Source organism: Luteibacter sp. PvP120 (assembly GCF_054055715.1).
In genome coordinates this window covers 335,867-358,839 of sequence record NZ_JBSRXP010000005.1, presented here as the reverse complement: position 1 = coordinate 358,839, position 22,973 = coordinate 335,867, and the positions used below count along the sequence as shown (strand labels likewise).

Annotated in this window: 24 protein-coding genes; 3 read left to right on the top strand and 21 right to left on the bottom strand. The window is 67.0% G+C overall.

Features of this window, described 5'->3' with window-relative positions:
* Positions 1–13 precede the first annotated feature (13 nt).
* From folE2 to efp, 6 genes are all read right to left on the bottom strand, one after another.
* Positions 14–937: a GTP cyclohydrolase FolE2 gene (folE2, locus tag ACVKN3_RS12815; protein ID WP_354515264.1), complete on the bottom strand. Its 924-nt coding sequence runs from the start codon at positions 935–937 to the stop codon at positions 14–16.
* A gap of 95 nt (positions 938–1,032) precedes the next feature.
* On the bottom strand, positions 1,033–1,869 hold the full coding sequence (locus ACVKN3_RS12810) for a squalene/phytoene synthase family protein (RefSeq protein ID WP_354515266.1): 837 nt from the start codon (positions 1,867–1,869) through the stop codon (positions 1,033–1,035).
* Positions 1,866–2,546 carry an HAD family hydrolase gene (locus tag ACVKN3_RS12805; RefSeq protein ID WP_285402165.1) on the bottom strand — a complete coding sequence of 227 codons (681 nt, stop codon included), beginning with the start codon at positions 2,544–2,546 and terminating at the stop codon, positions 1,866–1,868. Before ACVKN3_RS12805 ends, ACVKN3_RS12810 begins: the two co-directional genes overlap by 4 nt.
* Positions 2,543–3,256, bottom strand: a complete 714-nt coding sequence (ubiG, locus tag ACVKN3_RS12800) for a bifunctional 2-polyprenyl-6-hydroxyphenol methylase/3-demethylubiquinol 3-O-methyltransferase UbiG (RefSeq protein WP_285402167.1) — start codon at positions 3,254–3,256, stop codon at positions 2,543–2,545. The genes ACVKN3_RS12805 and ubiG overlap by 4 nt, the downstream gene beginning before the upstream one ends.
* Positions 3,257–3,323: 67 nt before the next feature.
* Positions 3,324–4,670 (bottom strand): TRZ/ATZ family hydrolase, encoded by a 1,347-nt coding sequence (locus ACVKN3_RS12795; RefSeq protein ID WP_354515269.1) that lies wholly within the window; start codon positions 4,668–4,670, stop codon positions 3,324–3,326.
* Positions 4,671–4,766: 96 nt separating this feature from the next.
* Positions 4,767–5,345, bottom strand: coding sequence for an elongation factor P (gene efp, locus ACVKN3_RS12790; protein WP_036142959.1), 579 nt, complete (start codon positions 5,343–5,345; stop codon positions 4,767–4,769).
* 87 nt (positions 5,346–5,432) lie between these two features.
* Between efp and epmB the strand changes: the two genes are divergently transcribed.
* Positions 5,433–6,458 (top strand): EF-P beta-lysylation protein EpmB, encoded by a 1,026-nt coding sequence (gene epmB, locus ACVKN3_RS12785; protein WP_354515271.1) that lies wholly within the window; start codon positions 5,433–5,435, stop codon positions 6,456–6,458.
* 97 nt (positions 6,459–6,555) lie between these two features.
* Positions 6,556–8,619 carry an EAL domain-containing response regulator gene (locus tag ACVKN3_RS12780; protein WP_354515273.1) on the top strand — a complete coding sequence of 688 codons (2,064 nt, stop codon included), beginning with the start codon at positions 6,556–6,558 and terminating at the stop codon, positions 8,617–8,619.
* Between the two features lie 207 nt (positions 8,620–8,826).
* Here ACVKN3_RS12780 and rplS read toward each other — a convergent pair whose 3' ends face one another.
* From rplS to ffh, 5 genes are all read right to left on the bottom strand, one after another.
* Entirely contained in the window at positions 8,827–9,240 is a 414-nt protein-coding gene (gene rplS / locus ACVKN3_RS12775; RefSeq protein WP_036142965.1) for a 50S ribosomal protein L19, read from the bottom strand.
* 10 nt (positions 9,241–9,250) lie between these two features.
* On the bottom strand, positions 9,251–10,033 hold the full coding sequence (trmD, locus tag ACVKN3_RS12770; RefSeq protein ID WP_285402176.1) for a tRNA (guanosine(37)-N1)-methyltransferase TrmD: 783 nt from the start codon (positions 10,031–10,033) through the stop codon (positions 9,251–9,253).
* 16 nt (positions 10,034–10,049) lie between these two features.
* Positions 10,050–10,565, bottom strand: coding sequence for a ribosome maturation factor RimM (rimM, locus tag ACVKN3_RS12765; RefSeq protein WP_456991861.1), 516 nt, complete (start codon positions 10,563–10,565; stop codon positions 10,050–10,052).
* Positions 10,565–10,816 (bottom strand): 30S ribosomal protein S16, encoded by a 252-nt coding sequence (gene rpsP / locus ACVKN3_RS12760; protein WP_029213716.1) that lies wholly within the window; start codon positions 10,814–10,816, stop codon positions 10,565–10,567. The genes rimM and rpsP overlap by 1 nt, the downstream gene beginning before the upstream one ends.
* Before the next feature lie 107 nt (positions 10,817–10,923).
* Complete coding sequence (gene ffh / locus ACVKN3_RS12755) at positions 10,924–12,315, bottom strand: signal recognition particle protein (RefSeq protein WP_354515276.1); 1,392 nt, start codon at positions 12,313–12,315, stop codon at positions 10,924–10,926.
* Between the two features lie 129 nt (positions 12,316–12,444).
* Here ffh and ACVKN3_RS12750 point away from each other — a divergent pair, with 129 nt between their 5' ends.
* Positions 12,445–13,242 carry a cytochrome C assembly family protein gene (locus tag ACVKN3_RS12750; RefSeq protein ID WP_036142980.1) on the top strand — a complete coding sequence of 266 codons (798 nt, stop codon included), beginning with the start codon at positions 12,445–12,447 and terminating at the stop codon, positions 13,240–13,242.
* Between the two features lie 181 nt (positions 13,243–13,423).
* Here ACVKN3_RS12750 and radA read toward each other — a convergent pair whose 3' ends face one another.
* From radA to ACVKN3_RS12700, 10 genes are all read right to left on the bottom strand, one after another.
* Positions 13,424–14,815 (bottom strand): DNA repair protein RadA, encoded by a 1,392-nt coding sequence (radA, locus tag ACVKN3_RS12745; RefSeq protein ID WP_285402185.1) that lies wholly within the window; start codon positions 14,813–14,815, stop codon positions 13,424–13,426.
* Positions 14,816–14,896: 81 nt separating this feature from the next.
* Positions 14,897–15,985 (bottom strand): alanine racemase, encoded by a 1,089-nt coding sequence (gene alr, locus ACVKN3_RS12740; protein WP_354515279.1) that lies wholly within the window; start codon positions 15,983–15,985, stop codon positions 14,897–14,899.
* 111 nt (positions 15,986–16,096) lie between these two features.
* A complete protein-coding gene (locus ACVKN3_RS12735; RefSeq protein WP_354515281.1) occupies positions 16,097–17,065 on the bottom strand; it encodes a CsgG/HfaB family protein in 969 nt (322 codons plus the stop codon).
* A gap of 302 nt (positions 17,066–17,367) precedes the next feature.
* Complete coding sequence (locus tag ACVKN3_RS12730) at positions 17,368–18,174, bottom strand: SGNH/GDSL hydrolase family protein (protein WP_354515283.1); 807 nt, start codon at positions 18,172–18,174, stop codon at positions 17,368–17,370.
* Positions 18,155–19,576 carry a replicative DNA helicase gene (locus tag ACVKN3_RS12725; RefSeq protein WP_285402193.1) on the bottom strand — a complete coding sequence of 474 codons (1,422 nt, stop codon included), beginning with the start codon at positions 19,574–19,576 and terminating at the stop codon, positions 18,155–18,157. The genes ACVKN3_RS12730 and ACVKN3_RS12725 overlap by 20 nt, the downstream gene beginning before the upstream one ends.
* Before the next feature lie 119 nt (positions 19,577–19,695).
* Positions 19,696–20,916, bottom strand: a complete 1,221-nt coding sequence (locus tag ACVKN3_RS12720; RefSeq protein ID WP_354515285.1) for an alginate export family protein — start codon at positions 20,914–20,916, stop codon at positions 19,696–19,698.
* Positions 20,917–21,193: 277 nt separating this feature from the next.
* A complete protein-coding gene (rplI, locus tag ACVKN3_RS12715; RefSeq protein WP_036142996.1) occupies positions 21,194–21,640 on the bottom strand; it encodes a 50S ribosomal protein L9 in 447 nt (148 codons plus the stop codon).
* Between the two features lie 115 nt (positions 21,641–21,755).
* Positions 21,756–21,986, bottom strand: coding sequence for a 30S ribosomal protein S18 (rpsR, locus tag ACVKN3_RS12710; RefSeq protein ID WP_029214018.1), 231 nt, complete (start codon positions 21,984–21,986; stop codon positions 21,756–21,758).
* Positions 21,987–22,001: 15 nt separating this feature from the next.
* Positions 22,002–22,424, bottom strand: coding sequence for a 30S ribosomal protein S6 (gene rpsF / locus ACVKN3_RS12705; protein ID WP_036142999.1), 423 nt, complete (start codon positions 22,422–22,424; stop codon positions 22,002–22,004).
* A gap of 193 nt (positions 22,425–22,617) precedes the next feature.
* A complete protein-coding gene (locus ACVKN3_RS12700; protein WP_285402202.1) occupies positions 22,618–22,944 on the bottom strand; it encodes a HesB/IscA family protein in 327 nt (108 codons plus the stop codon).
* Positions 22,945–22,973 lie beyond the last annotated feature (29 nt).

Genomic DNA, 22,973 nt, shown 5'->3' with positions numbered 1-22,973 from the left:
CCGCAAGGGCGCCTTACCGCGCCTTGCGGGCGAACGCGACGGCGTCGTGGGGGTGCAGGCTTTCGTGGTGGGCGACGCGGATGTGGAAGTCGGCCACGTCGGGGGCGGCTTCCAGGGTCTTCTGGATGCGGCGGGCGGCATCTTCGCAGAACATCAGGTTCTGGCCGTTGGCCAGGGCGAAGGCCTGTTCGTCGGCGCGCTTGACCGCCGTCTGCACGGGCGTACCCAGCGCATGCTCGACCTGGTCGATGAGGCGGATCAGCGGGAACACGCCCTCACCGGCGGGGCACAGGCGGAGGGTGGCCGTGCTGCGCTGCGCATGTGGCGTGGCCAGCACACCTTTTTCCGTGCCTAGCCAGGCGAGCACGGTGTCGCGGTCCAGCGGCTGGCCGGACGAGAACGTGCTGGCGAAGTTGTCCTGGATCAGCTGACGGGACAGGGCTGCGGAGGCTGGGCATGTCGAGGAATACACCACGTCCGTGGTGATCTCCAGACGGAACGCACCCTGGCTCAGCGTCGCCTCGATGGTGATCGGATAGGCGCGCCAGCCGCTGTTCTCGCTGCGCAGGGCTGGCCGCCGCACGAGGTGCTCGAAAGCGATGGTCACGCGGGCATGGTCGGACAGCCCTTCGTGCGAGGCGAGGAAGGCCTCCAGCAGCGCCCGGACACCGGCGATCGTCAGCGGACCGGCGCCCAGCGCCTCGGAGACCAGCAGGTACAGCCGCGACATGTGGATGCCGCGGGCCTCGGCCTTGACCAGGTTGACGAAGGCACCCACGCGGGCGCCCGTGGAGCGGATGTCACCGTCACCGGCATCGAACGCCACCGGCATTTCCATGCCGTCCATGCCCACCCAGTCGAGCGTGCCGAGGGCGAGGGCATGGTCCTGCGACGCGACGTCGGGCAACAGGCGGGTGGGAGACTCGTGGATGTACATCGTGGATATCCTGGGGACCGGGTTGTCCGGCCTGACCGTGCCGAAATGGGGGCCCAGCGCGTGGGCTCAATGGTGAGTGCCGGGAAACGGTGTGTTCAGCCCAATCGTCCCGCGTGACGTGCGGCCAGCCAGGCGCGGATGGCTGTCGCCGGGCCCGTGCGCGACTGCCGCCGATGCAGCTCGGTGAACGGCTCGCGGGCCCGCGCGGCACCACGGGCGGTGGCCAGCGCGGTGCGGCCCTCCAGGCCACGGAACGTGCTCAGCGGGGCATCCAGCGACAGTGCGTCGCGCAGGCCAGCAGCCAGCTCCTGCAACTGCGCGCGGATGGCGTCGCGGCGCTCCGGCGCATCCGTTTTCAACTGGCCGCGCGACAATCCGTGACGCGCCAGTCGCGACATGGGCACGGGCAGACGTTCGCGCTCGGCGTCCAGTTCCAGCCGCGACAGCGCGAAGACCAGGTGCGACAAGGTCGCCACGCGGGTCGCGGCTTCGGCGGAGGCCTCGGGGCCGAACCACCATGCGGTTTCGAGCGCGGCCAGAGCGCCGTGCAGCCCGCGTGCCGCCGCGATCTGGGCGGCAAAATCGGACGAGGTGCCCTGCTCCAGCTGCGCCATGGCGGCCAGCACCGGCGCGAGCCACAGCGCCGCCGGGACTCGGCGTGCCCGCTCGCTGGCGAACAGCTGCTTGGTCAGCGGATGCCGGCCGCCACTGGCTGCCGCGCCGGACAGTTCCTCCGCCCACCACTGCAGCTTGGCGGCGGCCACCTGCGGCTCGCGGATACCGTAGGCCGAAGCGATCAGTTCCTGTTCGAAGGCGGCAAGGGCCACGTGCTCGTCGCGCACGGCCGGATCGACGAAGCCCAGCGCGATGCGTTGTTGCGGCTGCACCGCCAGCCACTTGTCGATGTAGCTCTGGGTTGCGCCGTCGCTCACGCCACCGCCTCCCCTACGCCCAGCAACGCAGCGAGGTCGCTTACACGATCGACGACCCTGTCGGCCTCCCAGGTGTCCGGGTCGCCGCCGTCGAGGTAGCCCCAGCGCACGGCGACGGTGTAGCACCCTGCGGCGGCGCCGGCGGCGATATCGCGGCGATCGTCGCCGACGAACACGGAGCGGGACGGCGCGCAGCCGGCCAGGGCGCAGGCATGCACCACGGGCGCCGGATCGGGCTTCTTGACCGGCAACGTGTCGCCGGAGACCACGGCGGCGGGCTTCCAGTGCGGCACCGCACGTGGCAGCAGCGCATCGGTGAGGAAACCGGGCTTGTTGGTCACCACGCCCCAACGCATGCCGGCGGTCTCGATGCCGGCCAGCAGCGACTCGATACCCTCGAAGGGCACCGTGTGGCGGGCCAGGCCGCTTTCGTATATCTCCAGGTAGCGAGGGACGAGCGCCAGGATCGCCTCCGCATCCAGCCCCGGCATGGCCGCCGCGATGATCGCGCGCGATCCGCGCGACACCACCGGTCGTACCGCGTCATAGGCCGGGGGCATGGCCCCCTGTTCGGCGCAGAGGTCGACCACGGCGGCGTGCAGGTCGAGCGCGCTGTCCAGCAGCGTGCCGTCGAGGTCGAAGAACACGCCTTCCGGCTTGAACGACAGCACGCTCACGCGCCCTTCCGGGCCGCCAGCACGTAGTTCACCGACGTGTTGGACGACAGCGCGGCATTGCGCGTCAGCGGGTTATAGGCGAGCCCGCGGAGGTCTTCGATCTCAAGATCGAAACGGCGCAGCATGCCGGCCACCTCGGAGGGCTTGAGGAACTGCGCGTAGTGGTGCGTGCCGCGCGGCAGCAGGCGCATGAGGTATTCCGCACCCACGATGGCCGCACCGAACGCGAGCGGCGTGCGGTTGAGCGTAGAAAGGAACAACTGGCCACCCGGCTTGAGCATGGCGGCCAGGTCGCGGATCAGCACCAGCGGATCGGGCACGTGCTCGATCATTTCCATGCAGCAGACGACATCGAACGAGGCCGGCTCGGCGGCGGCGAGTGCCTCCGACGACTGCACGCGGTAGTCCACCTGCAGGTTGGACTCGAACAGGTGCAGCTTCGCGATCTCGATCAGCTTGGCACCGAGGTCGATCGCCGTCACCTGCGCGCCGGCACGGGCCAGTGCCTCGCTGAGCAGGCCGCCACCGCACCCGACATCGACCACCCGCGCGCCGCGCAGGTTGGCGCGCGCGCCCACGTAGGCGGCGCGCACGGGGTTCAGGTCGTGCAGCGGACGCGATTCACCGTCCGGGTCCCACCAGCGTGCGGCGAGCTTTTCGAAGCGGGCGATCTCGTCCGGGCTGACGTTCGATGGGTTCTGGGTTTGCATGGTTCAGGCCTCCGGGGCGCTGCGGGCGCGCCACGCTTGGGCGGCAGGAAAATGACGAGGGTTCGGGTCACGCATCGGTGGCATCGTCGCCGGCGGCGATGCGCTGGCGCCAGCCGCGTGCCTTCTCGCGGATGCCGGCGACATCGACATCGACCAGCTCGCCGCCGGACAGCTTGCGCTGGCCGTCGATCCACACGTCACTGACCTGGTGCCGACCGGCGGCATACACCAGCTGCGACGCGACGTGGTACAGCGGCTGGGTTTCGAGCGCGTCCAGGCGTACGGCGGCGAAGTCGGCGCGCTTGCCCGGCTCGATGGAACCGACGCGGTCACCCAGGCCGATGGCCTTCGCACCGTTGAGCGTGGCGGCGCGCAGCGCATAAGCTGCGTCGAACGCGGCGGCATCCTGCGCCACGGCCTTCGCCAGCAGGGCGGCCGTGCGCATCTCGCTGAACATGTCCAGGTCGTTGTTTGAGGCGCAGCCGTCGGTGCCGATGCAGACGTTGACGCCGGCGGCGCGCAGCTTCTCGGCGGGACAGAAGCCGGAAGCCAGCTTGAGGTTGGATTCCGGGCAATGCGCCACCGACACGCCGGCGGCGGCACAGGCGGCGATTTCGCCATCGGTGAGCTGGGTCATGTGCACGGCGAGCAGGCGCTCGTTGACGATGCCGAGCTTCTGCAGGCGCGCGAACGGACGCATGCCGTCCTTCGCCACTGCCTCTTCCACTTCCTGCGCAGTCTCGTGGGTATGCAGGTGCACGGGAATGTCGAGCTGATCGGAGAGCACGCGGATGCGCTCGAAGTTCTCGTCGGACACGGTGTACGGCGCGTGCGGCACGAAGGCCGTGGTCAGCAGCGGCTCGCCCTGGAGCGAGTCGTGCACTTCCAGCGCGCGGCTGAAGTATTCGTCGGAGGTCTTCGCCCAGGGCGTGGGGAAGTCGATCACCGGCAGGCCGATGACGGCGCGAAAGCCCATCTTGCGATAGGTGGCCGCGATGACATCGGGGAAGAAGTAGTTCTCGTTGGCGCAGGTGGTGCCGCCACGGATCATCTCCGCCACCGCCAGCTCCACCCCGTCGCGGATGAAGTCGTGGCCCATCACGCGGGCCTCGGCAGGCCAGATGTGCTCCTGCAGCCAGGTCATCAGCGGCAGGTCGTCCGCCAGGCCCCGCAGCAGCGTCATGGGATTGTGCGTGTGGGCATTGATCAGCCCGGGGATCAGCGCGTGCTCGTCGAGGATCACGCGCTCTTTCGGCGCGTAGGCAGCGCGAGCCTGGTCCGCCGGCAGGATGGCGAGGATCTCGCCGCCGTGCACGGCCACCGCGTGGTCGTCCAGGACCACCGCGTGGGGCTCGACGGGCACGACCCAGCGCGCCTCGATCAGCAGGTCGATCTCAATGGGGCTGTTGCTCATGCGGGGGCCTCGATGGGGAAACGGGAGCCTCGAAACAAAAGCGGCACGGTGCCCTGGAGGCCACCGTGCCGATCGGCCGAACGGGGATGGACGGCCTTACTTGACGCGGCTGTCGTACTCGCCGGTGCGGGTATCGACCTTGATGACTTCGTCCTGGTTGACGAACAGGGGCACGCGGACCACGGCGCCGGTTTCCAGCGTGGCCGGCTTGCCACCGCCGCCCGAGGTGTCGCCACGGACGCCGGGGTCGGTCTCGACGATCTTCAGTTCGACGAACTTCGGCGCCTGCACGGCGATGATGTTGCCGTTGAAGAGGGTGATGACGCATTCCTCGTCACCCTTGAGCCACTTCCAGGCGTCGCCCATGGCGGCCAGGCTGGCACGGTGCTGGTCGTAGGTCTCGCTCTGCATGAAGATCCACTCGCGGTCGTTGCCGGTGCCCTCGACGTACGAGAAGCTGGCGTCGGTATCGACGGCATCGGCCTCTTCGTAGGAATCGCTGGACTTCAGCGTCTGCTCGGTGGTGCGGCCGTCCTTGAGGTTGCGGATGCGGATACGGGTGAACGCCTGGCCCTTGCCCGGCTTGACGAAGTCCGCTTCGGTGATGATCCAGGGATCGCCGTTGTGGATGATCTTCTTGCCCGTTTTGACGTCGTTGAGGCCAAGCATGCCCATCTGTATCTGCTCCGGAGTGATATCCGCCCCGCTGGGCGGTTAAAATGGGGTCTGTGATGGGCTGCAAGGCCCGACCCAAGGTCCGCAATGATAACCGCAAGCCCCATGTCACGCCTATCGCCGCCCGCCAGGGCCTGGCGCGAGCTATGGCGCGAAGCCATCACCGACGCGGGCGAACTCCTCGCCGCGGTGGGGCTCGCCGGCCGGCCGGACCTCCTGCCGCCCGACGATGCGGGCTTTCCCCTGCGCGTGCCCCGCGGCTTCGTGGCCCGCATGCGTCCGGGAGATCCGAACGACCCCCTGCTGCTGCAGGTGCTGCCCCGCCGCGCCGAGCACGACACCGCCGAGGGTTTCACCGTCGACGCCGTGGGCGACATGGCGGCGAAGGCCGGGCAGGGCCTCCTGCACAAGTACGACGGCCGGGCGCTGCTGATCGCCAGTGGCAGCTGCGCGGTCAACTGCCGCTACTGCTTCCGCCGCCACTTTCCCTATGGCGAGGAAATCGCCGCCGCCGCGCAGTGGCGCGACGCCCTCGCCCACGTCCGGGCGGATAGCTCCATCCGTGAAATCATCCTGTCCGGGGGCGATCCGCTGTCGCTGGCCACGCACAAGCTCGCGGAGCTGACCCGTGGCCTGGCCGCCCTGCCCCACGTCATCCGGCTGCGCATCCACACCCGCCTGCCCGTCGTACTGCCCGAGCGGGTGGACGCCGAGTTCACCGACTGGCTGGGGGCCCTGCCCCTGCAGAAGGTGGTAGTGCTGCACGCCAACCACGCCAACGAGTTCGACGACGCCGTGGATGCCGCATGCGGACGCCTGCGCGACGCGGGGGCCACCCTGCTCAACCAGTCCGTGCTGCTGCGCGGTGTGAACGACGACGCCGACGCGCTGGCCAGCCTGAGCGAGCGCTCGTTCGCGGCCGGGGTGCTGCCCTATTACCTGCACCAGCTCGACAAGGTGGCTGGCGCCACCCACTTCGAGGTGGACGACGCGCGCGCCCTGCGCCTCATCGACAGCCTGCGAGGGCGACTGCCGGGCTACCTCGTTCCCAAACTGGTGCGTGAACTGCCGGGCGATCCCGCCAAGCGCCCTATTGCCGATTTCGCGCGCTAGTATGTCCCTTGCCCGGCCCTGAAAAGCCGGGCCGCGACACGGGGGGAGCGGGCCGGGGCACGGGCTCGTCGGGTAGGCCAGCGGCAACCGGAACGGCATGAAACACGACAACGTCATCAGGATCCTCTTCATCGAAGACTCGGTGGAAGACGCCGAGCTTTTGATCAACGTGCTGCGCAATGGCGGCGTGGCGGTCAGGCCGGCCCGGGCGACGGACGCCGAGGGCATCCAGGCGTCCCTCGACGAGCTGGTCCCCGATCTGGTGCTGATGAATCCCGACGTCGCCGGCGTCGAGCCCACGGCGGTCATGCGCCAGTTGAATGCCAGCGGCCGCGACCTCGCCCTGATCGCCATCGTGGACACCCTGCGCGACGACGCCGTGGCCGAGCTGATCGCCGCCGGCTGCCGGGGCGTGGCCCCCCGCGGGCGCCCGGACCAGATCCTGGCCATCACCGAGCGCGAGTTCGAATCCCTCTCCACGCGCCGCCAGGTGCGCCGCCTGGAAACCTCCCTGCGCGAGACGGAGCGCCGCTGCGACTCGCTGCTGGATTCCTCGCGCGACGCCATCGCCTATGTGCACGAGGGCATGCATGTCCGCGTCAACCAGGCCTACCTGGAAGCCTTCGGCTTTGCCGAGATGGAGGACATCCTCGGCCTGCCCATCCTCGACCTGATCGCCGGCACCCACGCCGACGCCTTCAAGGCCACGCTGCGCAGCCTGTCCAAGGGCGACAAGTCGCCACCCCCGGTCGAACTGCTGGCCCGCCGCGACGACGGCAGCACATTCACCTCCCTGGTCGAGTTCGCCCACGCCACGTTCGAAGGCGAGACCTGCCTGCAGATCGTCTTCCGCCAGCAGATCGTCGATGCCGCCCTGGTCGCACAGTTGCAGCGCGACCCGGTCACCGGCCTGTTCAACCGGGCGCGCACGCTGGAGCACGTCGACGAGGCCGTGGCCGCCGCCGCGGCCGGTCGCGAGGGCCAGGCCGTGCTGCTGATCGAGCCCGACAACTGGAGGGACATCGTCACCAGCGCCGGCATCGGCAACGCCGACCCGCTGCTGGCCGCCATCGCCGCGCGTATCGCCGAGTCCATCGACGAGGACGACGTGGCCGGTGTGCTGGGCGACCACACGTTGGGCCTGGTGCTGTCCCCGCGCGGCGACCTGGAACACGCCGCGCTGACCGAGCGGCTGCGCACCGCTATTTCCGAACACATCTTCGACGCCGGGTCGCGCTCACTGACCGTCACGATCACCATCGGCGGCACCCTGCTCGCCGAGAAGAACGCCAACAGCGATACCGTGCTGCACCAGGCCAGCGCGGCGCTGCGCAACGCCCAGAACCAGGGTGGCAACCGCGTCGAGCTGCACGACCCGAGCGCCCGCGAGAAAGCGGACGCGGAACGAGAGCAATACTGGCTCGACCTCGTCCGCGACGCGCTGTCCAAGGACGGCCTGCGCCTCTACCACCAGCAGATCATCAGCCTGCAGGATGCCGCCGGCGAGTTCTACGAGATCCTGGTCCGCATGCGTGGCCCCAAGGGCGACGTGCTGCCTTCGTACTTCTTCGCGGTGGCCGAGCGCAACGGCCTGCTGCCGGCGATCGACCGCTGGGTGCTGGGCCACGCCATCGACGCGCTGATGCACCGCGAGAACGACGGCATGACCACCACGTATTTCGTGAAGATGACCCAGCAGTCACTGGAAGACCGTGACCTGCTGCCCTGGCTTTGCCGTCGCCTGGAAGCCGCCCATCTGCGACGGAGCACCCTGGTCATCGAGATGCCGGAATCGAAGGTGCTGACCAGCCTGCGTCCCACGCAGGAGTTCGTCTCGGGATGGCGCAAGGCCGGCGGCAAGTTCGGCATCGAGCAGTTCGGCTCGGGCCTCAACTCGTTCCAGATCCTCAGCCACATCGAAGCCGATTACCTGAAGATCGATCGCAACTTCATGACCGACCTTCCGCAGCACCCGGAAAACCAGAAGAAAATCGCCGAAATCTGCAAGGAAGGCCACGCCTCGGGCAAGCAGACGATTGCCGAGTGGGTGGAAGACGCCGTCAGCACGTCGCTGCTGTTCGCCTGCGGCGTCGACTTCGTCCAGGGCAACTTCTTGCAGGAACCCGCCAAGGTGCTCGCCGAAGAATACATGCCGGTGTAGGAGCGCACGATGTGCGCGACATCTTTTCGCGAAGACCATCGGGCTGGCGCGCCAGCTTCATGTCATGGCCCCAAAACATGTCGCGCACATCGTGCGCTCCTACGCCGGACACGCAGGTACACCAGACACGCAAGGCGCTGTGCAACCGACCAAAGCAAAAAGCCCGCGATCGCTCGCGGGCTTTTTGTTGCGCCTTGCGGCAGCCGATTACTCGGCGGCGGCAGCGGCGGCGGACGCGGCGGCAGCCTTCTTGGCGACCTTCGCAGCAGCGGCGGCGGCGATGTCTTCCTTGATGCGGGCAGCCTTGCCTTCCAGACCGCGCAGGTAGTACAGCTTGGCGCCGCGGACCTTGCCCTTACGCTTGACTTCGACCGAGTCGATGGCACGGCTGTGCGACTGGAACACGCGCTCGACGCCGGTGCCGTGCGAGATCTTGCGCACGGTGAAAGCGGAGTGCAGGCCGCGGCTGCGCTTGGCGATGACGATACCTTCGAACGCCTGGACGCGCTCGCGGTTACCTTCCTTCACCTTGACGTTGACGATCACGGTGTCGCCAGGACCGAAATCCGGCAGCTGGCGGGTGATCTGCTCGGCTTCGAACTGTTGGAGGAGTTTGTTCATGGCACACCTGTCAATTTTTATTACGGCGGTCGTTTCCGGCCGCACCGTTTGGCCGTGCGTATTCACGGCGGAATTCATCCAGCAATGCCCTCGATTCATCATCGAGCGCACGCTGCGTTAGCAGATCCGGCCGGCGCAGCCAGGTACGACCCAGCGACTGTTTTCGACGCCAGCGGCGAATAGCCGCGTGATCGCCGGAAAGCAGCACCTCCGGCACGCCACCCCAGGCATCGTGATGCTCGGGACGGGTGTAATGCGGGCAGTCCAGCAGGCCATCCGAGAAGGAGTCCTGCTGGGCGGATTGCGCGTCGTTCAACGCACCCTCCTGAAGACGACCCACCGCATCGATGACGACTGCTGCGGCAAGCTCCCCACCGGACAGCACATAATCGCCGATCGAGAGCTCCTCGTCGACCTCGTGCTCCAGCAGGCGTTCGTCCACGCCCTCGTAACGTCCACAGATCAGGGCGATTCGCGGCAGGCTCGCCAGCGCTTCGGTCCTCTTCTGCGTCAGCCGCGCACCTTGCGGGCTGAGGTAAATCACATGCACCGGTTCCGGTGCGGCCTCGCGAACCGCGGCAAGCGCCGCCCGCAAGGGATCGATCAACATGACCATGCCAGGTCCACCGCCGAAGGGGCGACCGTCCACGGTGCGATGCCTGTCGGGGGCGAAATCGCGAGGGTTCCAGGTTTCCACCCGTAATAACTCGCGCTGCTGCGCCCTGCCGACCACCCCGACCGCCGCCGACTGGCGGATGAAGTCGGGAAACAACGAGACCACATCGATGCGCATGACCTGGTGTCGTTGCCTAGAACTCGGGGTCCCAGTCCACCACGATGCGCCCGGCGTCGAAATCGACCGAATGCACGTAGGGGCCCTGGACGAATGGAATCAACCGCTCCCTCTCGCCTTCCTTCACCACCATGACATCGTTGGCACCGGTGGCGAATAGATGGTTGACCCGACCCAGCATGACGTTTTCCGTGGTGACGACCTCGAGGCCTTCGAGATCGGTCCAGTAGAACTCGCCGGGAGCAGGAGGCGGCAGCGCATCGCGGGAGACCGTGATCTCACACCCGATGAGCGCTGTCGCCTGGTCGCGATCCTCGATACCCGGCAGGGTGGCCACGAGGCCTTTGCCCTGCGCGCGTCCGCGGATTCCGTCGATCTCCTTTTCCACGCCCGGCGCGGTCAGCAGCCATGGCTGGTAACGGAAAATCTGGATGCGGGGGTCGGTCCAGCTTTCGAGCTTGACCTGCCCCTGCACGCCGTAGAGCCCGACAATGCGCCCGAGACGGACGCGCTTACCGGACTCCAGCGACATCAGGCAGCCAGCTTGCCGGCTTCCTTAACGAGCGCACGGACCTTGTCGGTCAGCTGTGCACCCTTGGCCACCCAGGCCTGGACCTTGGCGACGTCGAGCTCGAGGCGCTTGTCGGCACCCGAAGCGACCGGGTTGTAATAGCCGACACGCTCGATGTTGCGACCGTCGCGCGGGCTGCGCTGGTCGGTCACGACGACGTGATAAAACGGACGGCCCTTGGCGCCACCGCGCGAAAGACGAATCTTAACCATATTACGAGCTCCAGAGTGCCGTATGCCGGCAAAGCGCGCGCGAGAAGCGGGCGCGGTAAACCCGGCATTTTAACGAAAGTTACGAAAAAGGGAAGGGCTTTGCGCGATCAGCGCATCGGCGGCATGCCGCCGCCCATGCCACCCATACCGCCCATGCCCTTCATGGCGCCGCGCATCTGGCGCATGAGGCCCTTGCTGCCACCCTTGGACAGCTTGGACATCATCTTCTCCATCTGCATGAACTGCTTCAGCAGGCGGTTGACGTCGGCCGGCTGCGTGCCGGAACCACGCGCCACGCGCGCCTTGCGCGATCCGTTGAGCAGATCGGGGTGGCGGCGTTCTTTCTTGGTCATGGAGCCGATGATGGCCACCATACGCTTGAGTTCGTTGTCGTTGACCTTGGACTTGACGCTGTCGGGCAGGTTGCCCATGCCCGGCAGCTTGTCCATCAGGCCGGCCAGGCCGCCCATGTTGGACATCTGCTCGAGCTGGTCGCGCATGTCGTTGAGATCGAAGCGCTTGCCCTTCATGACCTTCTCGGCCAACTTCTGGGCTTTCTCCTGATCGACCTTGCGCTCGACTTCCTCGACCAGCGACAGCACGTCGCCCATGCCGAGGATGCGCTGGGCCAGGCGATCCGGATGGAACGGCTCGAGTGCGTCGGATTTCTCGCCGGCGCCCAGGAACTTGATCGGACGGCCGGTGATGTAGCGCACCGACAGCGCGGCACCACCGCGAGCGTCGCCGTCCGTCTTGGTCAGCACCACGCCGGTGAGCGGAAGCGCATCCGCGAACGCCTTGGCGACGTTGGCGGCGTCCTGGCCGGTCATCGAGTCGACGACGAACAGGGTTTCGATGGGATCGAGGGCGCCGTGCAGCGCCTTGATCTCGTCCATCATGGCTTCGTCGATGTGCAGGCGGCCCGCGGTATCGACCAGCAGCACGTCCATGACCTCGCGACGAGCCGCGGCCACGGCGGCGCGGGCAATATCGACGGGGTTCTGGCCGGCTTCCGACGGGAAGAAGGTGACCTCGACCTGCTCGGCCAGCGTGCGCAACTGCTCGATGGCGGCGGGGCGGTAGACGTCGCAGCTGACCACCATGACGCGCTTTTTCTTGCGCTCGCGCAGGAACCGCGCCAGCTTGCCGACGGTGGTGGTCTTGCCCGCGCCCTGCAGGCCGGCCATGAGCACGACCGCCGGCGGGGTAGCCGCCAGGTTCAGCTCGGTATTGGCCTGGCCCATGACGGCGGTCAGCTCGTCGCTGACCACCTTGACCAGCGCCTGGCCCGGCGACAGGCTTTTGAGGACTTCCTGGCCGACCGCGCGCACCTTGACGCGTTCGATCAGGGCCTTGACCACCGGCAGCGCCACGTCGGCCTCGAGCAGCGCGATGCGCACCTCGCGCAACGTCTCGCGAATGTTTTCCTCGGTCAGCCGGCCGCGACCACGCAGGCGGTTGACGGTATCGGAGAGGCGATTGCTGAGCGATTCGAACATGGCGAGTCGTGCCGGAGATGCTGTAAACGACGGATTATAGCCCACTATGGGCGTCGGACGCTCCGAACGCGCGCAAATGACAGCGTGTCGCATTCACGGCGCAAAGCGGCTATGCCACACTGCGTCGCCATGATCGTCACCACTTTCTCGCTGGTCGCCGTCGTCCTCTACCTGTCCGCCGCCGGTGCGCTCGCGCGGCCGCTGGTGACGGGCGGGCAGCCCCTTGCGCGCCTGGGGGCATCGCTGGCCGCCGTGGCTGCACTGGCCCATGGCGCAGTCCTGCTCAGCGCCCATCGCGGCACGCTGGACCTGCATTTCTTTGCCGCCCTGTCGCTGGTGGCCTGGATTGCCTCCGTGCTGACCTTGCTGGTCAACCTGTCACGGCCCGTCGCGGGATTGGGCATCATCGTCTTCCCGCTGGCGGCGATCTTCGTGGCCGTGGACGCGTTCCTCGCGCCGAAGACCGCACCGGACAGCATGACCTGGCAGATCGAGCTGCACGTGACCATCGCCGTGCTGGCGTTCGGGCTGCTTTCGATCGCCGCCGCGCTGGCCATCCTGCTGGCGATCCAGGAACGGGCCCTGCGCCGCAGCCGGTTCGGGCACTGGCTGCGTGCCCTGCCCCCGCTCACCCTCACCGAGGTCCTGCTGTTCCGGTTGATCGCCGCGGGCTTCGTGCTGCTGACGCTCACCCTGGTGACCGGCGCACTGTTCGTCGGCGACCTGTTCGGCCAGCACCTGGTCCACAAGACCGTGCTGTCGATCGTCGCCTGGGTGGTGTTCGGCGTGCTGCTGTGGGGACGCTGGCGGCACGGGTGGCGCGGTATCCGGGCCGTTTACCTGACGCTGGCGGGGATGGGGATATTGCTGTTGGCGTTTTTTGGGACGAAGGCGGTGCTGGAGCTGGTGTTGCATCGGGTGGCTTGAGGGGGCTGGGCTTTGTGGCTCGTTGCCGCCCTGGCTAAGGTGCCGCGTCAACGCCTTGTTGGCTTGTTGCCGCTCTAGCCAAGGTGCCGCGTCAACGCCTTGTTGGCTTTTCGCGCACAGCGTGCGCTCCTACGCGTTCGTTTCAGTTGCGGTTGCGGTTGCGGTTGCGGCGGCGTTGGGGCTAGTCGCGGCTGGCGTCCAGGGCCTGGGAGAGGCGCTCTACCGCGATGACCTCCATGTCGCCGACGCGGCCGCGCTTGGGGGCGTTGGCGGCAGGCACGACGGCACGCCGGAAGCCGTGGGTGGCGGCTTCCTTCAGGCGCTCCTCGCCGTTGGGCACGGGGCGGATCTCGCCCGATAGCCCCACTTCGCCGAAGGCGATGGTCTTCTCGGGTAGCGGTCGATCACGCAGGCTGGACAACACGGCCATGATCACCGGTACATCCGAAGCCGTTTCCTGCACACGGATACCCCCGACCACGTTGACGAAGACGTCCTGGTCGTAGGCGGCCACGCCGCCGTGACGATGCAGCACGGCCAGCAGCATGGCCAGCCGGTTCTGCTCCAGGCCCAGCACCACGCGGCGGGGATTGCCCAGCGACGACTGGTCGACCAGCGCCTGCACCTCGACCAGCAACGGGCGCGTGCCCTCGCGGGTGACCATGACCGCACTGCCCGGCGTGGGCCCGGCGTGCGAGGACAGGAAGATGGCCGACGGATTGGCAACCTCCCGCAGGCCTTTCTCGGACATGGCAAACACGCCCAGTTCGTTGACCGCGCCAAAACGGTTCTTGAAGGCGCGCAGCACACGGAAGCGGCTACCGGACTCGCCCTCGAAGTAGAGCACCGCATCCACCATGTGCTCGAGCACGCGCGGGCCGGCGATACCACCCTCCTTCGTCACGTGGCCGACCAGGAACACCGAGGTGCCGGTTTCCTTCGCGAAACGGGTGAGCTTGGCCGCGGACTCGCGCACCTGGCTGACCGAGCCGGGCGCCGCCGTGAGCATTTCCGTCCAGATGGTCTGGATCGAGTCGATGACCAGGACGCGTGGGCGCGCCGTCGCCACCTGCTCGAGTATCCGTTCGATGCAGGTTTCCGCCAGCGCGTGCAGCGGTGCCAGCGGAAGGTCGAGGCGCTGCGCGCGGCCGGCCACCTGGCTGAGCGATTCCTCGCCGGTGACGTAAAGGCTGGGCAGCACCGCGCCCAGGGTGCCGAGCATCTGGAGCAGCAGCGTGGACTTGCCGATACCCGGATCGCCACCGATCAGCACGACGGAGCCGTCGACCAGGCCACCGCCGAGGACGCGGTCGAGCTCACCGATACCGGTATGGGTGCGCGCCTCGGCGGTCAGCAGTACCTCGGCGAGCGCCGTAATGCGAGGCGCGCCGGCCGCGTCGCCCGCATAGCCGCCGCGGCGTGCACCGGGCGACGATACGGCAGCGGGCTTTGCCGGCTGCACGACGAACTCCGTCAGCACGTTCCATTCGTTGCACTCGGCGCACTGCCCTTGCCACTTGCTGTGCTCGGCGCCGCACTGGGTGCATACGTAGGCGGTCTTGGCCTTGGCCATGGTCGGGGACATTCCGTAAAAGGTAGGAAGCTGTATCGCACAGGCGCGTCGCAGGGATCGATACGCCGGAACCGGAATCCTTCAGGTCTCGTCTTCGACGAACAAAACGCGCCGCGTCATGCCGCAGGTAAGGTCGTAGGAAATCGTACCCGCCGCGGCCGCGACCGTTTCCACGGGCAAGCCGTCGCCCCATAGCGTGACGCGATCGCCGGTGCGGGCCGTGGGCACGCCGCGGAGGTCGATCGTGATGAGGTCCATCGAGACGCGCCCGACCAGCGGCGCCGTGCAGCCGTTGATCCGCACCGGCGTACCGGGGGCGGCACTGCGCGGGTAACCGTCGCCGTAGCCGACGGCCGCCACGCCGATATCCATGTCTTCCGGGCAAGTGTAGGTACCGTTGTAACCGACCCGCTCGCCCTTCCCCACCCGGTTGATGGCGACCAGGCGTGTGGTCAGCGTCATGACCGGCCGGAAGCCGAAGTCGTCGCCCGCCTTGCCCTCGACAACAGACAAGCCGTAAAGCAACCCACCGGTGCGGACCCAGTCGCCACGCGCGTCCGGCCAGCCCAGCACGGCCGCCGAATTGGACAGCGCACGCGGTCCGGCAAGGCCGGCGGTGCTTTGCCTGAACAGGGCGATCTGCCGCTTGGTGTTCTCGTCGTCGAACGCCTCCGACGAGGCGAAATGCGTCATCAACCCCAGTTCCGGATCGATCGCCGGCATGGCGGACAGCGCCGCATGGATGTCCCTGATCCGTGCCGGGTCGAAGCCGAGCCGGTGCATCCCCGTGTCGACCTTGATCCACACCCGTAAGGAGCCGCGCGCCGGATCGGCCCGGGCCAGCCACGGCAACTGCGCGTCGTGATGGATCAACGCGTCGAGGCCAAGCCGCTGCATCTCAGCGATGTCGGAGGGTGTATCGGGACCGGACAACACCACGATGCGCTGCCGGTGTCCCGCGGCGCGCAGCCTGAGGCCATCGGCGATGGCCGCCACGGCGAAGGCCTCGGCATCATCGCCCAGAGCGCGGGCGACACGTTCCAGGCCGTGGCCGTATGCATCGGCCTTGACCACGGCCATGACCCTTGCGCTGCCGGCCAACGCCCGGACACGTGCAAGGTTGTGGCGCAGCGCGCCCAGATGGATGGTGGCGACAGTGGTACGGCTCATGGCTCGACGGCGGCATGCCTGGCGGAAGTGACCGCCCAGTCTAGCCGCATCGACCGGGCAACCGTAGGGCACCGGGATGGCGGCCAGGGGACGGGGCCGCCATCGACGGTGTTATCTGGCCAGGTCGAAATGTTCCGAGGACACCCAGCCACGGTTGCCGTGCTCGTCCTCCACTTCCCAGACCAAGCCGACCTTGTCGCCCGTCGGGTAGACCACCATGCCGGGATCAAGCGAGCGCACCGCCTTGCCCTTCATCGTTGACGTGGCGAACATGCGCGTCGCAACACGTACCGTGCCGGATTGCCGCGCGTTGGCTGCCGACGCATTGCCGGGCATGCCGCCCATTTCGTTGACCAGCTTGGTGTACGCATCGAGGTAGGCCATGGTGATGACCTGGCCGATGGTGGTGTTGGCGTAACCGCCGATACCGGCACCGCCGAGACTCTGGCTGCCGAACAGCGAACCGCGGGCGCCGAGGCCGATGTCGTTCTTCTCGCCGTGGCCTTCGGTCATGGCGACCTGCTCGGATGAGCGAACGTCCGTGACGGTGAGCACGACGTCGGATGTCTTGGAACTGATGTTGATCGCCCCGACCAGGCGGCCGGTGCTGCCGCCGATCAGGCCGCTGGCGAGCGCGCTGAGCGCGCTGCCGCCGGCATCCGCGTTGGCGGAGATCAGATCCGGCACCATCACATAATCCGCGGCCTTGACCTGCCCCTTGCCCACGTTGGCGCCGCCGCGCAGTTCGCCGCCCGCGGCCAGCGCCCGCTCGCGCATGGCGGCGCCCATGCCCATGCCACGATCGAGCAGCGTGAAGCAGCCGGACTTGTTGATGAACACCTTGATCAGCTTGGTGGGCGAAGGCAACTGCTGCTGGGTCCACCAGTGCACGTCGCCCTCCGGCTCGATCACCGAAATGGTGCCGAGCTTGCGGGCACAATGGGGAATGGCGGCGACTTTTTCCTCGTGTTGTTTCTGCGCTTTTGCCACGAGCGGATTGGCCGCCGTGCATCCGGAAAGCGAAAGAGTAAGGCCAAGCGCAAGCGACGCCACGCCGGCGTGCCTGATCGAAATGTCCATAGGTGATCCTGTGTTATGCCGTCAAACCAGGGCACGATGCTAGAGAACCGACCGGACGCAGTAAGTCAGTCGATACCCGGAAACAAAGCAGGGCGCTGGCGCGTCTGATGTACGAATGCTTCGGAGGAAACGCGTCCGCATGCGACGGGATGAAACCTGTCACGGCACGGAAGCGATCGCCGATATTCCATCAGCGCGGCATACCCGAATCCATTGGGCGATGTCTTAAAACAACGTGTCAGGCCGCGAGCCGCGCGGACCTTCGTTGAGGCGGCATGTCTAACCCGGAAGCACCGATCGGGCTACCGTCCGTCACGTGCCCCGCTATCGGCCAGCGCCTTCTCGACAGCATGCTCCGCCAGCGGCGACATGACCGCGTATCCCTGTGCATTGGGATGCAGGCCGTCGTCACTGAGTTCGCGCCTGAGTGCGGTGTGGCCGTCGGTCATGGCCGGGGCGTAGTCGAGCAAAACAAGGTGCTGGCTGGCGCAGTACTGGCGAATCCACGCATTCAACGCACGGATGGTCGATGGCGGCCGGCGCACCGACTGATCCGCCACCACCCCATCGTGCACGGGAAGCAACGTCGACAGAACCACGCCAATACCATGGGCACGCGCCAGTTCGGTCATCGACGACAGGTTGTCCTCGATCATGCCCAGCGACGACGCACCGGTGTTGCCGGCGATATCGTTGGTGCCGGCGAGAATGACCACCACCGCCGGTTTCAGCGCGATCACGTCCGCGCGAAAACGCACCAGCATCTGCGGCGTGGTCTGCCCGCTGATGCCGCGATTGATATAGCCGTGCCCGGGGAAGAATTCGCCCACCGGGCGCCCCCAGAAATCGGTGATGGAGTCGCCGAAGAAGACCACGCGCTTCTCGCCCGGCTTCGGTGGCGGGTAGGTCGCGTTGTCCCGGGCGAAACGCGCCAGCAACGGCCAGTCGTTGAGGCGCTGCTCGATGTCCGCGCGCTGATCGACGGTGGGATGCTCGGGCAGTGTGATCTGTCCGGCGGCGGCTGACATGCCGGCATACAGGCACATCGACAGCCACGCCGCGGCCGCGATGACCCGGCGAGGCGCCGGATCAGTCGAACGAGCCCACATACGCATCCGGAGCCCAGTTCTCGAACTTGGTGTAATGCCCGAGGAAGGCCAGCTTGATCGTGTCCGTCGGACCGTTACGCTGCTTGCCGATGATGATCTCGGCCAGGCCCTTGTCGGGCGATTCCTTGTTGTAGTACTCGTCGCGGTAGATGAACATGATGACGTCGGCGTCCTGCTCGATAGCGCCAGACTCGCGCAGGTCGGACATCATCGGACGTTTATCGGCACGCTGCTCCAGCGAGCGGTTCAACTGCGACAGCGCAATCACCGGCACGTTGAGCTCCTTCGCCAGCGCTTTCAGCCCGCGGGAGATTTCCGAGATTTCCGTGGCGCGGTTTTCGCTGTTGCCCGGCACCTGCATCAGCTGCAGGTAGTCGATGACGATCAGGCCCAGGCCATGCTCGCGCTGCAGGCGGCGCGAGCGCGAACGCATTTCTACCGGCGACATGGCGGGCGTGTCGTCGATGAAGATCTTCGCATCCGACAACATGGTGATGGCGGAGGTGACGCGCGGCCAGTCTTCCTCGGCCAGGTCGCCGTTGCGCAGGTGCTGTGCGTGGACGCGACCCAGCGACGAGATCAGACGGAAGGCCAGCTGCGATGCCGACATTTCCATCGAGAACACCGCCACCGCCTTCTTGCCGCGCAGGGCGGCGGCTTCGGCGAGGTTGAGCGCGAACGCCGTCTTGCCCATCGACGGGCGCGCCGCGATGATCACCAGATCGGACGGCTGCAGGCCGGAGGTGAGCTCGTCCAGATCGGTAAACCCCGTGGAAAGACCGGTCAGCTGGCCGCGCTTCTCGTAGCGTTCGGTCAGCATGCGGAAAGCCTCGCCCACGGCCTCGCGCACCGAGACGATGTCCTTCTTGCCACGCGCGCCGGATTCCGCGATGCGGAACACGCGCTGCTCCGCCAGCTCCATCACTTCCTGGACGCTCTTGCCTTCGGGGCGGAAGCCGTCCTCGGTGATCGACGTACCAGCGTCGATCAGCATGCGCAGCACGGATTTCTCGCGCACGATGTCGCCATAGGCGCCGATATTGGCGGCGCTGGGCGTGGAGTTGGCCAGTTCCATCAGATAACTGGCGCCACCGACCATCTCGGCCATGTCGTTGGCGGCGAACCAGTCGCCCAGCGTCACGGCGTCGCACGGCATGCCCTTGTTGGCCAGCTCGTTGATGGCGCGCCAGATCAGCCGGTGGTCCTTGCGGTAGAAATCGTCGTCGGTGAGCTTGTCGGCCACCTTGTCCAGGGAATCCGGCGACAGCATCAGGCCGCCCAGCACGGCCTGCTCGGCCTCGATGGAGTTCGGCGGGATGCGCAGGGACTCGAACGCCGTGGGCTCACGATCGCGGCGGCGCTTGCGATCGCCGCGATCGCCGCGTTCTGGATTGAAAGACATGGTTTACCTCGTCATACGTCGGCGCGTGACCCGGGCCCGGGTCGCCGTCCGGCCATGATACGCGCCCCGGTCGCAGGCGTTGAGAGGATAAGTCTGTGGATAACCTGTGGGCGAAACCGTCAGCGCGGCATGTCGCCGAAACGATACTGCCCGATCAGCCAGAGCTTACGCTCGTCCACGCCGTGCCCGGCAGCCCGGTAATCGCCAAACTGGACATCCAACGAGAAGCCGTGGCCCAGGTCGGTCAGCACGCCGGCATCCAGTTCGCGACCCAGCACCGCCCCGCCCTCGTCCGCGACGAAGTGCCGCGAGGTGACCTGCCAGCCGATCTTCCGGCCGGCGTCGAGGGAGCCCAGCAGCCCGACGTAGCGCTCGCGCAGGCCGCTGCGCGGGATGCGGAAAGCCACCACCCAGCCGTTGAAGGCACGTGCCGCGCCATAGGCGACGTTGATGGCTTTGCGGCCGTTACCGTCCAGCCGTTCCTCACCCACCCGCAGCGACAACGCGGGCACGCCCCAGGTGGCGTCGATGAGGTGATAGCCGAGGCTGAACCGCGCGGGGTTGTTCGCATAGGCGTGCTGCCGCGCGGTGTCCGCCGTCCAGCCCAGGGTCGCACCCGCGGGCCCCACGGCCGCACTTCCCGTCCAGCGCACGCCGACCGTCTTCACCGACTGGGCGGCCACGGTGTCGTTGCGGATGAAATAGCCGTAGGCGGAGAGCTTGCCGAGGGCCAAGTCCTGGTCGACGTGGAGCAGGTGGGCGTCCAGCTTCCATCGGCGCTGGTCACGGTCGTGAAAATCGTAGCCGAGCGTGCGATTGACCCTGCCGAGCCAGTAATAACGAAGCTCCGCGCCCTGCCAGGCCTTCCAGGTGACGCCGACGCCGTCGAACGACTGCAGGCTTTGCCGCCACGGGTTGTTGCTGACGAAGCGCCCCCCGTCCAGGCGGATGTACTGCCGGCCCGCGCGCACGGCCACATCGTCGTTGCGCCAAGACACCCAGGCATTGCTGATACCGGTGGAGGACGGGTCCGCCTCGGCCGGATACGGCGTGCGGCGCCCGGAGCCGTCGTCGTACTGCTGGCCGAACAACGACCATGTGCGACTGGCTTCGCCGTAGGCGCTCCATCCGTTGCCGATCCGCCAGTAATAACCGACCCGCGTGCGCAGGGTGTTGGCATGGCCGCGCTTCGGCGCCCCGTCGGAATGCAGGTTGCTGTAGCGATACCGCACGTCGAGATTGAACGGGCTCTCGACCGGCGCATCCGCGGCCCACGCCGACGCCCCACCCATCCAGCTACCGGCCATGCCGAGGCACGACCGCCACCACCACTTACGCATCCGACGCCTTCCATCCACCCACGGGACACCCGACTCTAGGTGGCGGCACGAGGCCGGCCAAGGCGGAGCGGACGGTTGACGCGCAAAACGGCGTCGCTACGCCGGTCGCCCTCGGCGAACGGCCGCGACGGCGTGCGTCGGGGCGAGGCGGAAGCCTGAGACATTACGCAATGCCGCACGCCGTCGCCTGCCATGGCAAGCCGGGACGACACGTCGCGCGGCACCAACGAAAACGGGCGCCACAAGGGCGCCCGTCGGGTATCGCGGTAACCGGTGCTTACGCGCCGATGACCTTGACCTTGACCATCTGCTGCACATCGGCGTGGAGGACGACAGTGACTTCGTACTCGCCGGTGTTGCGGAACGGGCCTTCGGCCTGGATCACTTCGCTCTTGTCGACTTCCAGACCCTTGGCGGTCAGGGCCTCGGCCACGTCACGCGGGGTGACCGAGCCGAACAGCTTGCCTTCCGGCGAAGCGTTGACTTCGATGGTGACCTCGGCGCCGTCGAGCTTGGCGGCACGACCCTCGGCACCGGACAGCTGGTCCTTGGCCTTGGCTTCGTACTCGGCACGACGTGCTTCGAACGCTTCGAGGTTGGCAGCGGTCGCGCGGGCGGCCTTGCCGGTCGGGAGGAGGAAGTTACGACCGTAACCCGGCTTGACGTTGACCTTGTCGCCGAGGTTGCCGAGGTTCTTCACCTTCTCGAGGAGAATGAGTTCCATGGGTATTTCCTATCGTTTCGTTAGCACGGGATGGGCCCCATGCAGCCAGGACGGTTGTCCGAAATAAAACGTGTGACGCCGGACGCCCTCCCCTGTTCAGGGAGGGCTACCGCGATCAGACGTCGTGGTTGTCGGTGTACGGCAGCAGCGAGAGGAAGCGAGCGCGCTTGATCGCGGTCGCCAGCTGGCGCTGGTAACGGGCCTTCGTGCCGGTGATGCGGCTCGGGACGATCTTGCCGTTCTCGGTCACGTACTGGCGGAGGGTGTTGAGATCCTTGTAATCGATCTCTTTGACGCCTTCGGCGGTGAAACGGCAGAACTTGCGGCGGCGGAAGAACTTGGACATGGCTGTGATCCCCGATTAGTCGTCGCTGTCGCGATCGTTGTCGTTGTCGCGACCACCGCGGCGGTCGTCGCCGTCGCTGTCGTCGTCACGGCGACGCGAACCCTTCTGTTCATCCTTTTCCTTGCTCTTGAGGATGAAGGACGGCTCGGTGTCGGCCTCGTCACGACGGACGACCAGGTGGCGCAGCACGGCATCGTTGAAACGGAAGCCCGTCTCGAGCTCGTTCAGGGCGTTCTGCGAAACCTCGATGTTCAGCATCACGTAGTGAGCCTTGGCGAGGTTTTCGATCGGGTAAGCCAGCTGGCGGCGGCCCCAGTCTTCGAGACGGTGGATCGTGCCGTTGTCGCCTTCGATCAGCGCCTTGTAGCGCTCGATCATGGCGGGCACCTGTTCGCTCTGGTCCGGATGGACCAGGAACACGACTTCATAATGACGCATGGTGACTCCTTGTGGATGCACCCCTTACGGGGATGGCAGCCTCCCGTTCGTACGGTGAGGCAAGAAGACCCCTCCTTGGGGAAGGGCCAGCCGCCTATTGTAGGGAGAAACCGGGGGGTGTCGCAACCGGGGCGGCACGGGTGGCCTGTGAGGCGTGTATCGCCGACATCGTCGGCTCCTACGGGGGAGGGCTTCAGGCGACGGTGAACGACTCGCCGCAGCCGCATTCGCCCGTGGCGTTCGGGTTGTGGAACACGAAGGAGGCGTTCAGGCCCTGGCGCTGGAAGTCGATCAGGGTACCGTCGACCAGCGGGAGGCTGGTGGGATCGACCACGACACGGATGCCGTCGATATCGAGCACCTGGTCCTCGGCGGCGATGGCGCCGGCCAGGTCGACCACATAGCCGAAGCCCGAGCAGCCCATCCGCTTGACGGAGAAGCGCACACCGGCGGCCTGCGGGGCCCGGGAAAGGAAGCTGCGCATGCGCTCGGAGGCGGCGGGAGTGATCTGGATGCTCATCGATTCGTTTTATTGCCGTGGTATACCCG

Excerpts from the sequence above, each read along its gene's own strand:
- folE2 (WP_354515264.1), bottom strand. The coding sequence starts at position 937 with ATGTACATCCACGAGTCTCCCACCCGCCTGTTGCCCGACGTCGCGTCG.
- ubiG (WP_285402167.1), bottom strand. The coding sequence starts at position 3,256 with ATGCAAACCCAGAACCCATCGAACGTCAGCCCGGACGAGATCGCCCGC.
- ACVKN3_RS12795 (WP_354515269.1), bottom strand. The coding sequence starts at position 4,670 with ATGAGCAACAGCCCCATTGAGATCGACCTGCTGATCGAGGCGCGCTGG.
- efp (WP_036142959.1), bottom strand. The coding sequence starts at position 5,345 with ATGGGCATGCTTGGCCTCAACGACGTCAAAACGGGCAAGAAGATCATC.
- epmB (WP_354515271.1), top strand. The coding sequence starts at position 5,433 with ATGATAACCGCAAGCCCCATGTCACGCCTATCGCCGCCCGCCAGGGCC.
- ACVKN3_RS12780 (WP_354515273.1), top strand. The coding sequence starts at position 6,556 with ATGAAACACGACAACGTCATCAGGATCCTCTTCATCGAAGACTCGGTG.
- rplS (WP_036142965.1), bottom strand. The coding sequence starts at position 9,240 with ATGAACAAACTCCTCCAACAGTTCGAAGCCGAGCAGATCACCCGCCAG.
- trmD (WP_285402176.1), bottom strand. The coding sequence starts at position 10,033 with ATGCGCATCGATGTGGTCTCGTTGTTTCCCGACTTCATCCGCCAGTCG.
- rimM (WP_456991861.1), bottom strand. The coding sequence starts at position 10,565 with ATGTCGCTGGAGTCCGGTAAGCGCGTCCGTCTCGGGCGCATTGTCGGG.
- rpsP (WP_029213716.1), bottom strand. The coding sequence starts at position 10,816 with ATGGTTAAGATTCGTCTTTCGCGCGGTGGCGCCAAGGGCCGTCCGTTT.
- ffh (WP_354515276.1), bottom strand. The coding sequence starts at position 12,315 with ATGTTCGAATCGCTCAGCAATCGCCTCTCCGATACCGTCAACCGCCTG.
- ACVKN3_RS12750 (WP_036142980.1), top strand. The coding sequence starts at position 12,445 with ATGATCGTCACCACTTTCTCGCTGGTCGCCGTCGTCCTCTACCTGTCC.
- radA (WP_285402185.1), bottom strand. The coding sequence starts at position 14,815 with ATGGCCAAGGCCAAGACCGCCTACGTATGCACCCAGTGCGGCGCCGAG.
- alr (WP_354515279.1), bottom strand. The coding sequence starts at position 15,985 with ATGAGCCGTACCACTGTCGCCACCATCCATCTGGGCGCGCTGCGCCAC.
- ACVKN3_RS12735 (WP_354515281.1), bottom strand. The coding sequence starts at position 17,065 with ATGGACATTTCGATCAGGCACGCCGGCGTGGCGTCGCTTGCGCTTGGC.
- ACVKN3_RS12730 (WP_354515283.1), bottom strand. The coding sequence starts at position 18,174 with ATGTGGGCTCGTTCGACTGATCCGGCGCCTCGCCGGGTCATCGCGGCC.
- ACVKN3_RS12725 (WP_285402193.1), bottom strand. The coding sequence starts at position 19,576 with ATGTCTTTCAATCCAGAACGCGGCGATCGCGGCGATCGCAAGCGCCGC.
- ACVKN3_RS12720 (WP_354515285.1), bottom strand. The coding sequence starts at position 20,916 with ATGCGTAAGTGGTGGTGGCGGTCGTGCCTCGGCATGGCCGGTAGCTGG.
- rplI (WP_036142996.1), bottom strand. The coding sequence starts at position 21,640 with ATGGAACTCATTCTCCTCGAGAAGGTGAAGAACCTCGGCAACCTCGGC.
- rpsR (WP_029214018.1), bottom strand. The coding sequence starts at position 21,986 with ATGTCCAAGTTCTTCCGCCGCCGCAAGTTCTGCCGTTTCACCGCCGAA.
- rpsF (WP_036142999.1), bottom strand. The coding sequence starts at position 22,424 with ATGCGTCATTATGAAGTCGTGTTCCTGGTCCATCCGGACCAGAGCGAA.
- ACVKN3_RS12700 (WP_285402202.1), bottom strand. The coding sequence starts at position 22,944 with ATGAGCATCCAGATCACTCCCGCCGCCTCCGAGCGCATGCGCAGCTTC.